Annotated in this window: 13 protein-coding genes; 2 read left to right on the top strand and 11 right to left on the bottom strand. The window is 40.5% G+C overall.

From position 1 onward, the window contains the following. Positions 1-122: 122 nt before the first annotated feature. The 11 genes from AC1DRQ_RS26305 to AC1DRQ_RS26255 all read right to left on the bottom strand — a co-directional run bounded on the left by AC1DRQ_RS26305 (position 123) and on the right by AC1DRQ_RS26255 (position 10,198). Complete coding sequence (locus AC1DRQ_RS26305) at positions 123-407, bottom strand: barstar family protein (protein WP_477428310.1); 285 nt, start codon at positions 405-407, stop codon at positions 123-125. Positions 408-461: 54 nt separating this feature from the next. Beyond that, the gene (locus tag AC1DRQ_RS26300; protein WP_429392792.1) at positions 462-1,190 is read right to left on the bottom strand and encodes a (Fe-S)-binding protein; all 729 of its coding nucleotides are present in this window, start codon (positions 1,188-1,190) and stop codon (positions 462-464) included. A 13-nt stretch (positions 1,191-1,203) separates the two neighbouring features. Next, entirely contained in the window at positions 1,204-2,523 is a 1,320-nt protein-coding gene (locus AC1DRQ_RS26295; protein WP_477428307.1) for an MFS transporter, read from the bottom strand. Positions 2,524-2,746: 223 nt separating this feature from the next. Then, positions 2,747-5,209 (bottom strand): glutaminase family protein, encoded by a 2,463-nt coding sequence (locus AC1DRQ_RS26290; protein WP_477428305.1) that lies wholly within the window; start codon positions 5,207-5,209, stop codon positions 2,747-2,749. Positions 5,210-5,358: 149 nt separating this feature from the next. Then, positions 5,359-6,051, bottom strand: a complete 693-nt coding sequence (locus tag AC1DRQ_RS26285; RefSeq protein WP_477428303.1) for an aspartate/glutamate racemase family protein — start codon at positions 6,049-6,051, stop codon at positions 5,359-5,361. A gap of 38 nt (positions 6,052-6,089) precedes the next feature. Further along, positions 6,090-6,551: a DUF4268 domain-containing protein gene (locus tag AC1DRQ_RS26280; protein ID WP_477428301.1), complete on the bottom strand. Its 462-nt coding sequence runs from the start codon at positions 6,549-6,551 to the stop codon at positions 6,090-6,092. 141 nt (positions 6,552-6,692) lie between these two features. Then, complete coding sequence (locus AC1DRQ_RS26275; protein WP_477428299.1) at positions 6,693-7,217, bottom strand: DinB family protein; 525 nt, start codon at positions 7,215-7,217, stop codon at positions 6,693-6,695. A 119-nt stretch (positions 7,218-7,336) separates the two neighbouring features. Further along, complete coding sequence (locus tag AC1DRQ_RS26270; RefSeq protein ID WP_429392804.1) at positions 7,337-7,687, bottom strand: hypothetical protein; 351 nt, start codon at positions 7,685-7,687, stop codon at positions 7,337-7,339. Positions 7,688-7,829: 142 nt separating this feature from the next. Beyond that, on the bottom strand, positions 7,830-8,351 hold the full coding sequence (gene msrB / locus AC1DRQ_RS26265) for a peptide-methionine (R)-S-oxide reductase MsrB (protein ID WP_477428296.1): 522 nt from the start codon (positions 8,349-8,351) through the stop codon (positions 7,830-7,832). Continuing rightward, complete coding sequence (gene msrA, locus AC1DRQ_RS26260; protein WP_477428294.1) at positions 8,348-8,977, bottom strand: peptide-methionine (S)-S-oxide reductase MsrA; 630 nt, start codon at positions 8,975-8,977, stop codon at positions 8,348-8,350. The genes msrB and msrA overlap by 4 nt, the downstream gene beginning before the upstream one ends. Before the next feature lie 177 nt (positions 8,978-9,154). Then, positions 9,155-10,198, bottom strand: coding sequence for a zinc-dependent alcohol dehydrogenase family protein (locus AC1DRQ_RS26255; RefSeq protein WP_477428292.1), 1,044 nt, complete (start codon positions 10,196-10,198; stop codon positions 9,155-9,157). A 35-nt stretch (positions 10,199-10,233) separates the two neighbouring features. Here AC1DRQ_RS26255 and AC1DRQ_RS26250 point away from each other — a divergent pair, with 35 nt between their 5' ends. Both AC1DRQ_RS26250 and AC1DRQ_RS26245 read left to right on the top strand, forming a co-directional pair. Next, complete coding sequence (locus tag AC1DRQ_RS26250; protein ID WP_477428290.1) at positions 10,234-10,419, top strand: hypothetical protein; 186 nt, start codon at positions 10,234-10,236, stop codon at positions 10,417-10,419. Between the two features lie 211 nt (positions 10,420-10,630). Further along, complete coding sequence (locus tag AC1DRQ_RS26245) at positions 10,631-10,990, top strand: cupin domain-containing protein (protein WP_477428288.1); 360 nt, start codon at positions 10,631-10,633, stop codon at positions 10,988-10,990. Positions 10,991-11,298 lie beyond the last annotated feature (308 nt).

Genomic DNA, 11,298 nt, shown 5'->3' with positions numbered 1-11,298 from the left:
GCGTGTTGCTGCTTCCGCAAGCGTTCCGTTTGTGGTAATTATGCAGCTATTTTAAGATATTCATTACGCAAAAAAACTGCAAACAGGACGCTTGCGGTAGTGAGTCATTCAAGCGTTCACGCTTAAATGGATGGAGTATTTTCGTATCTTATACTAAAGCCATTGATTTCCTTTTCTGCCGACGAAAAAAGATCAATAATGTTATTAAATTCATTTCCCAGGTTTGCTTTACTAATATCAAAATTCCTCCAGATTAATGTAACGGGGAGGTCAATCGAGCTTGTAAGACAGTCCCAAAGAGCATTCAAGTTTTCACCATAGTATTCCGGAAATCCTAATTTTTTTTTAATCTCCAGGTGAAAATCATCTATTGTTGTAATTCGTTCCCCTTCAATAATTATATCCATAAATTTTTATAACGATCAATCCGAAATCAAACATCTCAATTCCGAAATCAAAAATCACACATTCCCCCACCCCAATGCCAGCACATCGGCAAGGTGCATTGTTTTAATAGGCAGGTTGTTTTTATCGATATAACTTTGCAGGTGCAGCAGGCATGATGCATCCGTTGATATAATGTATTCTGCTCCTACTGCCAGCGCGTTATCAACTTTTTGCTGGGCCATGGCGGTGGAGATACCATCAAACTTAACAGCAAAGGTGCCACCAAATCCGCAGCAGGTTTCGCTATCTTTTAGCTCCAACAATTCAAGGCCGAGCACTTTAGAGAGCAACTGACGGGGTTCGTTCTTTATTTTACATTCACGCAAGGCTGCGCAGCTATCATGGTAAACAGCCTTGCCGTCCAGTTCGGCACCGAAATAATCAAACTGCAGGATGTTCACCAAAAAATCAGACAGTTCATAGATATTGCCCTGTATGTTTCGGCACTTGTTGTGCACGGCTGTATTGGTAAACAGGTCATTATAATAATTTTTAACCATACCGGTACAGGAAGCCGATGGAGTTACGATTACGCTATCGTCCGAAAAATCATTCAGGAATTTACTGCCAACGGCTTTGGCATCGTCCCAAAAACCAGCGTTAAAGGCCGGCTGACCGCAGCAGGTTTGGTTTGGGTTAAAACTAACTTTACAGCCTGCCTTTTCCAGCACCTTCACGGTATTAAAAGCAGTATCAGGAAATAATTGGTCAATAAAACAGGGGACAAATAACTCTATCTTCATCTCTTACACAAAATTACACGGCGCTAAATTCCATATTTTTCTTAATCTTTTTTTCTGCCGATAACAAAGAAAGCAATAATACCAATCCTATTATAAAGAAACCGCATAATGCCAATGCAGAATTACGCATACTACCTGTTAACTCTTCGATAAATGCAAAACTGAACATGCCCCCTACTATAGCCAGCTTTTCGGTTACATCATAAAAGCTAAAGAACGATGCAGTATCCGGAATGTTTTCGGGTAAGTACTTAGAATAAGTTGATCTTGAAAGCGACTGTATACCACCCATAATTAACCCAACCACAATGGCCAGCATATAAAACTGCGGAATAGTGGTTATAAAATAAGCTGCTATACATGCCCCTATCCAAATGACAACTACCATCAGCAAAACTTTTACATTACCATAAATAGCCGATAAACGCGACATTAATGTAGCGCCGCCGATAGCTACTAATTGTATAATGAGGATGATCTCGATCAGGCCACTGGTTTCCATTTTTAATACTTTGGCCCCGAAACCGGCGGCAACCAGCATAATGGTTTGCACCCCCATGGAGTAAAAGAAAAATGCAGGTAGGAACTTTTTTAATAAGGGCATGGTTTTAACCTTTGCCCAAACATTAGCCAGTTCAATAAAGCCTCCTTTTATAATATTATGGCGATGGGTTTGCGCATTGGGACTGCCCTTTGGCAATACAAAAAATGGTATATAGGCAAATGCTATCCACCAAATACCCACCAGTAAAAAGGATAGTTGGGCCGCCTTGCCATTGGTTAAGCCAAAGGTTTTAGGCGAAAGCACAAAAACCAAACATATAACCTGCAAAATAACACTGCCAATATAACCATAGGTAAAACCTTTAGCGCTTACCTTATCCTGCATATCAAGGGTGGCAATTTCAGGCAGGTAAGAATTATAAAAAACAAAACCACCACTATAACCAATAGCAGCAAGGGCAAAACACATGATACCAAACTCGAGGTTATCGGCCCCGAAAAAGAACAGACCACAGCATGACATGGAACCCAACCAGGTAAAAAACTGCATGAATATTTTTTTATTACCCCTATAGTCGGCAATGGACGACAGTATGGGTAAAAGCAAAACCATGATCATGTAGGCAGCGGCAAGGGCGTAGTTAGATAGTGCAGTATTAATAAAGCTTTTGCCAAAAAACATAACTCTATCGCCATTTTTAGCGTTTGCCGTAATGGCCACATAATAGGCCGGAAAAATGGTGGAAGTGATGACCAGGTTATAAGCCGAATTGGCCCAATCAAACATAGCCCAGGCCCTGATGACTTTCTTATTGTTTTTGGTTTCCATTGAACAATAAAAGTATGCAATTTTTGGAGCTTCCAAAAAGAATCAGGAGATAAGAATCAAGAACCAGGATGCCATATCATAAAAACGTCATTGTAGGGTACAAAGCAATCCCCAGCTGTGCAGATCGGCTCTGTATAGCATAGAGATTGCTTCGTACCTCGCAATGACGCGGGTTTTTGTTTTATTTCTTGTCTCTTGGCTCTAAGCTCTTGACTCTAATACTCTACTTACTGGCCCATTTTTGCTGTAGTAGTTTTATAAAGTACCCTCCTACCACACTGCGTGCCTGGAAACCTACCTGTTTGCCATTAGTGGTTTCGTGCCAGTCACTTAAAGGTACATGGGTCGGTGTTTCGATAGCGTATTTATAAACCGGGTTGGCCAAAGCTTCAAAATCAGCCCTTTTGTTAGCTAAGGTAGCTGTCCAGATGATCCAGTCAGATTTTGTATAGGTTTTACGACTATCCAGAGGCAAACCATATTCATTTTGTTTGGTGAGATAAAACTTAACCTCACGGTCATAAACAGATTGCGGGAACAGGTTTAATCCCAATATTTTATCCCAAACTATATTATACTTCTGGCTCCAGGTATCTTTTTTATCAAACACTAAAGAATAATGATCGCCGGCATCGRCCATTTGCATCCATTTGGCAACCATTTCTTTAGCCATGGCCCTGTACTTTGCAACAACATCCTTTTGGCCAAGCAAATCGGCTAAATGAGCGTAACAGCCAATCCCAACAATGGCCTTTGCCGATAAGTTGGCATTGCGCGCCAGGTGACCCGCAAAATCATCTGTACATAGCTGGTTAGCCGGATCTAATCCTTCCTTCGCCAAATAATTAGTCCAGGCAGTTAATATTTTCCAGTGTTTTCTGGCATACTCCGGGTTATTGCCATTCGCTCTGACTATAGCGGCTGTTAATGCCAACATATTGCCCGATTCTTCAACAGGCATACCTTCTCCATAAGTTTGACCATTAGCCAAAGGGTAAGTACCCAGGTCATGCGCAGCGAAGTCATGTGCAAATTTGCCGCTTTCGCTAAAGTAGAAAATACCGTTAAGCATTCCTTCCATCAACTTAGGATTATAGATCAGGAATAAGGGGGCCGATGGATAAGTAACATCAACTGTATTGATAGATCCATTGCTGAAGTTTTCTTTTGACAAGAACAATGTCTCTCCTTTCGGACTTTTTACCAGTGCATGGGCAGAAATACTCTGGCGATAAGCAAGTATACAAAGCTTTGCATAATCTTCGCCGCCTGCATTTTTAGCGTCCTTATATATAGAGGTATTAAATATCGCGCATTTTTTCAACACCACCGGATACTCCAAAGCAGCCTTAGCCAATACCTGTTCAATGGTTTTGATTTGTGCTGTTTGCCACCAGGGTTTTAAATTGGTATGGAAATATTGCACCGGGGTAATATCATCATAACCCAGCTCCACAAACTTTTCGACAGCGGTTTTACCTACCATCCCAAAAGGTATCACGGTATTTAAAACCAAATTGCTCCCCTCTTTGGCGGTCGATTTGCTATCGCCACTAAAAAAAGAATTAACTGCTTCCTTGCCGGTGCTTACATATTGTAAGGCCTTAGCCGTTTTGGGTACAGCTACGTACATATACCCCCAGTCAATACGCAGGTCATCACCTTTCTTTTGCAGAACAGGTTGCTCAACAGTGCCTGCCTTTAAAATAGACAGTGTATTGGTAACATATTGCTGTGTAGTTATGGCTTGCTGCGGTGTATTCCTGGCTACATCGGTTGATGCGCTGAAATAAACCTTTACATTGTGCGCTTTGTCATCATTTGATTTAACCTTATAACTGACATAAGATACAGGCCTCGATAAGATATTCAGATCATTCATGAGCAATGGCGAAGTAAAAGTAAGCTGCAGATCAGCTTTACCACATTTAAAATTATAGATGGTTTGGGTAGCATTCAAAGTCACGCCTGTTTGCTTCGCTGTTTCTAATGCTGCATGTTCAGTGGATTTTAACTCATCGGCAAGGCCAGCATCAAGCCATGCGCCACCGCCGGTATTGGTACAATGTAAAGCCAGTATGTTTTCGCCCTTTTTTAATTTACTTACTGCATCAGCATTAAGTGGAAAATACTGCAGATCGCCATTTGCACCACTTTGTTCAGCTATTTTCTCGCCGTTAAGGTAAACCTCTACATCATCGTCATGGTGCAGTTTCAGTGAAAGTTTATTAAAGTCGAGGTTGTTGATGGTGAAAGCTCTCCGTACCCAGATATTCTTGCTTGTCCACAATATTTTAGCCGCTGATTTGTCATCACTAAACGGAGCTGTGCCGGTTTTCCAGCTACTGTCATCAAATTGTGCAGTTGCCCATTCTTTGGCCGGTTCTGCTTCAGTGTACTTACAGGTGTAAGGTTTTTCGTTAGCAGCGGCCAATACGGTTTTATACTCAGCAGATTCCTTACCCATAAAGCGGTAAACAACATCATCTACCTTTATTAAACCTAATAATGATTGATCTTTACCTGTCCAATGCCGGGTGGTCGACTCATTAAGTTCGTCAGAAAACGACCAGATACTGAAATAAGGATTGTGTGTAATAAGCGGATAAGCCGGTGCTTTGGTAGCCTGTGCCCGGGCAAAAAGACCGGTGATTACCATGCCGGCAATTAATGAAAACCTTTTCATGTGTTTTATAAGTGGTTAATACAATATAGTAAATTAAGCACTGTAAATATTTGTATTTTCTTTTTTAAAACGGACAGGGTTTCACAAAAAGCGTCAATTCGACGATTAATTGAGACGATATGTAGAAGATGTGTCCTTATGCGTATATTTTAGTTACCCAAAGCAAATTTAACTGCCGCATTGGAATGAATGAGCATAGTGTCAAACAATGTACCCGGGGTATCATGGCTGCTGATGAGCAAGGGAATTTCTGTACAGCCCAATATTACCCCCTCGGCCCCGGCGGCTATAAGCTGATCAATAATTGACAGATAGCGCTCTTTGGTTTCGGGTTTGAATATGCCTTTACCCAATTCGTCGGCAATGGTATGGTGTATAAAGGCCCGGTCTTCATCACCCGGGATAAGGGTTTTAATGCCATGCTGCGTCAGCTTATCTTTGAAAAAATCCAACTCCATGGTAAATTTTGTACCCAGCAATCCGACTGTCTTAAGACCTTTGCATTCAATTTCGCGGGCGGTTTCGGTAGCTATGTTTATAACAGGCAGCTGAATGTTTTGCTCCAGTTCATCGGCTATTTTGTGCATGGTATTGGCGCAAAGCAAAATGGCGTCGGCTCCGCTTTGTTTTAAATTTAAACTGGCATTGGTAATCATGTTCAATGTCGACTTCCAGTTATTGGTCTCATTATTATGCACAATGTCGGCATAATTAAAGGAGTGAATAATGCATTGCGCAAAGTTGAGGCCGCCTAATTTTAGGTTGATGCCTTCGTTTATATGTCTGTAGTATTCTGTAGTTGAAACCCAGCTGATACCACCTATTAGTCCTAAAGTTTTCATTTAGTCAAAACTAATAAAATGCATAGACGTGTGCAGATTTACTTAAACAATTCAAAACTATATTGGGCTACGCTCCAAAACTCATCAAGGGCAATAATACGGGGTTTAAAAAACGAGATAAGTGCAGGCCAGTCGTCGCGGTTAAAGATACTGGTGGCAGGCAAAATTTTAATAATATGACTTACAGTTTTACGGTTTTCGTCGGTTACGTGAAGCTGCCATTCCCATTCTTCGTTAAGATAAGTATGTAGTAGAGTCTTTAGTTCCTTGAACTGTTCATATATAAGTTCCTGCATCCCGGCATCGGGATGCGATATTTCAATAGCTATATATGCCGAACGATTATCGGCCTGCATTTTAAAGTTTAAATGCTTGATGCCGGTTTTATAATTTATCCAGTTGGTTTTTAAGCCATCGGCCGATAATTGCGGCGCTATGTATTGTCCGAATGCGGTCCAAAAAGCCTGTCTGATTTGTGATGCCTGGTCTTTTGAGTACAATTTATTTGATTTGCTGTTTAGTTAAGCGCCAAAATTAGGGAAAATAAATCCCTTCATCTTTATAAAACACAAATGCAGGAAACCCTTTGTAAAGCCCTGCATTTGTGTCTGAAATCATTTGAGTAAGATGTAGAGCCAAGCTTACCACCTGTTCCAAAATGCAGGTGGTTCAATACCAAGCGACCGGAGGTAAACGTAACCTTGGGCACGGTGATGGATTTCGTTATCAATAAAGTAAAGCAGCAGATCGATGATTTTCCCTTCATAGGCTCCGAAGGCCAGATCAACTTCATGAAAACGTTGTTGCGGAATCTGATGCCATACCTGGTTAATTTGTACTGTTATCTGATCCCACAGTTCCAAAAGCTCTATTTTAGACTTGAATTTTACTTTTTCTATAGCATGATCAAGTTCTGCAACCGGTTTCCATTCGCCGGTAACAATACCATCAATGCCATCTTTACTGAGATCCATTATTTCTAAGGCCAGGTCTGCCATAGGCCGCATCCCTCCTATTGAATAGTTGAATATTTTATCTTCGGGAAAGGCTTCAATCGTTTTCCTGGTTAAACGGCGGTGGCCTTGCCAGTGTTCTAATAAAGCTTCGGACGAAATGATCTGCTCAACCTGAGCGTTTACTTGCTGATGAATTGCATTTGTTTCCATGGTTTTATTTGTTTTAGTGATTACAGAACAAAGAAACCTATGGCTAATGACAACCCTATGTCAACAGTGAGGTGAGGTTTTGAAATAAATTTATTGAAGCGGATAACTGAAACAATAATTTAATTTTGGCTATGGGTGTTTTGTATAAATGAAACGATCTGTTCCAGTTCATTTATTGATAGTGATCCTTTTATATACTGCCACTCAGATCCGTCATTTTTAAATATTATCTGGCCAAGAAAATCGGGATTGTTTTTATCATCCAACAATGGTTTGCTTTCGCCAATTTCCGGGGCTATTTCCTGAATTTCCAAAAGGTCCATTTTTTGCTTATCAGTATCTTTATAAAGCGTATAAATGCCGGTAAGATCCAATTTATCATTTGCTGATTGCGTCATTACAGGCTCAATGATAATGTTTCTTGTGGTACCGTTATCTTTTTTAATGCTTTGGCTTATTGTACGTGTCATAGTATTCTTTATTTAGGCGTCTATTCATAGTACAAATCAGCCGGGTAATTGTTCGGGTTCTTAYTTATTCTAACGCATAAAAAAAACCGATAACTGAATAAGTTATCGGTTTGTGCGGAACGCGATCATTACCAGATAAGCATTATTTAGCAAACCCATCGGGCTCAAAATCCAAAGAAACGGAATTCATGCAAAATCGCTTATGTGTTGGCGGAGGGCCATCATCAAAGATATGCCCTAAATGGGAGTCGCAACGTGCGCAGATCACCTCCATCCGCTGCATCCCATAAGAATTATCAGCACGGTAAATCACACTGTTTTTCCGAATCGGCTCAAAAAAGCTTGGCCAGCCGCAATCACTGGCAAATTTGGCATCCGACCGGAACAGTTTGTTGCCGCAAACCGCACAATAATAGGTTCCTTTCGCTGTACTATTCCAAAATTTACCTGTAAAAGCTTGTTCAGTAGCCTGCTCCCTTGAGGTGGCATATAAAGCTGGTGGCAGTATCTTTTCCCATTCGGCGTTTGATACATTCAAATGCCGGGTATCTGTATTAGAATAGTAGGGATTATTTTTATGTTCATTATTAGCTTTAAGCTGTTGTGAATAAGCAGTAAAAGTCGATATGGTCAAGATCCAGGATAAAATGATGGCTGTTCTCATTTTTTGAGTTTGTCTTTAAATACCTTTTTAAACTTTTCCAGCTCAGGCTGTATCACGTACTTACAATAGGGCTGGCTGCCATTTTGCGCAAAATAGTTTTGGTGGTAATCCTCTGCTTTATAAAATACCTTATATGGCGTTACCTCGGTAACGATCTTGCTTTTATAAGCTTTCTCGGCATTCAGCTTGGCAATATAATATTCTGCTTTTTGTTTTTGAGCCGTGTTGTGGTAAAATATCGCTGACCGGTACTGTGTACCAACATCATTCCCTTGCCTGTTTAGTTGGGTTGGGTCATGTGCTACAAAAAACGCTTCGATCAATTCATCATAGGAAATCTGCGCCGGATCATAAATGATATTACAGGCTTCGGCATGACCTGTGGTTTCGGTGCAAACTTGTTTATAGGTGGGATTAGCTACAGTTCCGCCAGAAAAACCGGACACGACCGTTTTAACACCTTTCAATTGTTTAAACTTCGCTTCGGTACACCAAAAACAGCCCGTCGCAAAAGTGGCTGTGTCTGTTTTGGACAAAGGTTTTACAACCCTGCTATGAGGCAGGGCAAATACCGCAAAACCGGTAGTTAGTAATAAGGCTAACAAGCCTGTAAATTTCTTGATCATAATAGAGAATACGTAAAAATACAACGGGTAGATATATAAAGCAAAAATGTGATCCGTACATGACATTCAGCCTATAGCCGGTATTATTATCGCACCATTTCAATCAAAAAACCCAGTCAAATTTGACCAGGTTTTAAAATCGTCTTTCAGGCTGGTGGTTATTGAGCGAACAGAGTGTTAGTTTGTATTAGTCATGATTACCTTTAGTGCTTTTTCTTTAGCAGCATGTTCAAATGTATCATAGGCCTCTATTATCTCATCCAATTTAAAATGATGTGTAATCAACTGGCTTGGTTTTAGTTTATTGGATATAACCGTTTTTAACAGCATTGGGGTCGAAACTGTATCAACCAACCGCGTAGTAATGGTTATGTTTTTTGACCATAGCGTTTCGAGATGAAGGCTGACGCTTTTTCCATGAACACCAATATTGGCAATATAACCTCCCGGTGCAATAATCTCCTGGCACAGTTCAAATGTTTCCGGAATCCCCACAGCCTCAATTGCTGTATCAACCCCTTTACCGCCAGTAATACTCAGGATCTGTTTTATGACATCGTCACTTGTGTTGTTAATTATATGAGTCGCTCCGAATTTTTTTGCAACCTGCAGACGATTTTCGTCCGGGTCAATCATAATAATTTCGGCCGGAGAATAAAATTGAGCGGTTAATAATGCGGCTATACCAATTGGCCCCGATCCTACAATAGCTATCGTATCGCCTGGTTTCACCTGACCGTTTAAAACGCCGCATTCAAAACCAGTTGGTAAAATATCACTAAGCATAACCAAAGCCTCTTCGTCAGCACCATCCGGAACCGGGTACAGGCTATTATCAGCGTGTGGTATCCTCACATATTCCGCTTGTGTACCATCTATCAGATGACCAAGTATCCAACCACCATCTTCGCAGTGTGAATACATGCTTTTCTTACAATATGCGCATTTACCACACGAAGTAATACAGGAAATCAGCACATGATCTCCCTTTTTGAAATTACTTACCGCATCCCCAACTTCTTCTATAACGCCCACTCCTTCATGGCCTATGATCCTGCCATCTGTAACTTCAGGAACATCGCCTTTCATAATATGGAGGTCTGTCCCACAAATTGTGGTCTTGAGTATTTTTACAATAGCATCTGTGGCTACAATGATTAAGGGACGGGGTTTCTCTTCCCAGGATTTTTTTCCAGGACCGTGGTATACTAATGCTTTCATGATGGTATTGTTTTTGGTTAATTTAATATTAAAAGATGCAAACACGCTCATATAATGCCAATTGGTATTACCACGAAAAGCGTAACTATAAACATCAAATTAAAACTACTTCAAGCCACGCGGATATAAATGCCGCAAATGGCAAGAATCATGAAGTTATAGAATACAACAACTTCGTAGGGTTGTTATTGTTGAGTTTTGGTGAAGTTGTGCATAGGTAATGTATTTCTTAACGTAAAGCCCCTTGTATTGTTTTCAGCATATGGCCGTGTTATCATCTCAACATTTAAACAAAAGAACCCGGTTAAACCTAACCTGATTTTTAACATATTGCGCGCCATCGGGTTATTGCGGTGATTTTTATAGCGATCATTAAGTAGAAAAAGAAAATTAGGAGAACGATCATTATCCTAATTAATGTTAGCTATTTTTATGGGATACGAATACGATATGAACATTTTACCTTCTAAACTGATTGATTTAAACGAATACCATCAGACTATTTCTGATAAGTATGCCAATCACGCCCTTACAAATGTTAACGACCATGTAGTTAGGATAAGCATCATGACCGAAGACTTTTACTGGCATTACCATCCTAATTCTGACGAGACGTTTATAGTACTGGAAGGCACCATGCTCCTTGATCTGGAAACCGGTACTATAGAGATCTGTAAAGGTCAGATGATCACTGTTGCCGCTAACGTTCGTCACTGTACACGGCCCAAAGGCCCGCGCTCGGTCAATCTTACAATCGAACTTGCAGACATGGAAACGGTACGAGTGTCATAATTCAGCTTATGATCTTCGATGTTATCACTAACTATACCATTTAAACTATTGTGCGAAACCTGTGCATTCCTTTGAACACCTTGAAGGTGTTTTACTGATAATTAAATCAATAAAGGCAGAAAAGTAGTTGCTCTATTTTGTTTTTACCGTTCGGTCTCATTAGGGCATACAATTGCGCGCCTGCATGGGTGCATCTCGAATCATCGTAAACAATTTAAGGAAATTAGTCAGTTTATGGGGTTAATTAAGGGTGAAAATTCCATATCCGGCCCCTTATTTGCGGATTATCAAAGTGGGTATCTTTGCTG

The organism is Mucilaginibacter sp. P4_E8, assembly GCF_056401495.1.
Note: the sequence above shows the minus strand (reverse complement) of the source record. Positions and strands in the feature narration are given on the sequence as shown.

Coding starts and splice junctions, on each gene's coding strand:
- AC1DRQ_RS26305 (WP_477428310.1), bottom strand. CDS start 407: ATGGATATAATTATTGAAGGGGAACGAATTACAACAATAGATGATTTT.
- AC1DRQ_RS26300 (WP_429392792.1), bottom strand. CDS start 1,190: ATGAAGATAGAGTTATTTGTCCCCTGTTTTATTGACCAATTATTTCCT.
- AC1DRQ_RS26295 (WP_477428307.1), bottom strand. CDS start 2,523: ATGGAAACCAAAAACAATAAGAAAGTCATCAGGGCCTGGGCTATGTTT.
- AC1DRQ_RS26285 (WP_477428303.1), bottom strand. CDS start 6,051: ATGAAAACTTTAGGACTAATAGGTGGTATCAGCTGGGTTTCAACTACA.
- AC1DRQ_RS26275 (WP_477428299.1), bottom strand. CDS start 7,217: ATGGAAACAAATGCAATTCATCAGCAAGTAAACGCTCAGGTTGAGCAG.
- AC1DRQ_RS26270 (WP_429392804.1), bottom strand. CDS start 7,687: ATGACACGTACAATAAGCCAAAGCATTAAAAAAGATAACGGTACCACA.
- msrB (WP_477428296.1), bottom strand. CDS start 8,351: ATGAGAACAGCCATCATTTTATCCTGGATCTTGACCATATCGACTTTT.
- msrA (WP_477428294.1), bottom strand. CDS start 8,977: ATGATCAAGAAATTTACAGGCTTGTTAGCCTTATTACTAACTACCGGT.
- AC1DRQ_RS26255 (WP_477428292.1), bottom strand. CDS start 10,198: ATGAAAGCATTAGTATACCACGGTCCTGGAAAAAAATCCTGGGAAGAG.
- AC1DRQ_RS26250 (WP_477428290.1), top strand. CDS start 10,234: ATGCAAACACGCTCATATAATGCCAATTGGTATTACCACGAAAAGCGT.
- AC1DRQ_RS26245 (WP_477428288.1), top strand. CDS start 10,631: ATGGGATACGAATACGATATGAACATTTTACCTTCTAAACTGATTGAT.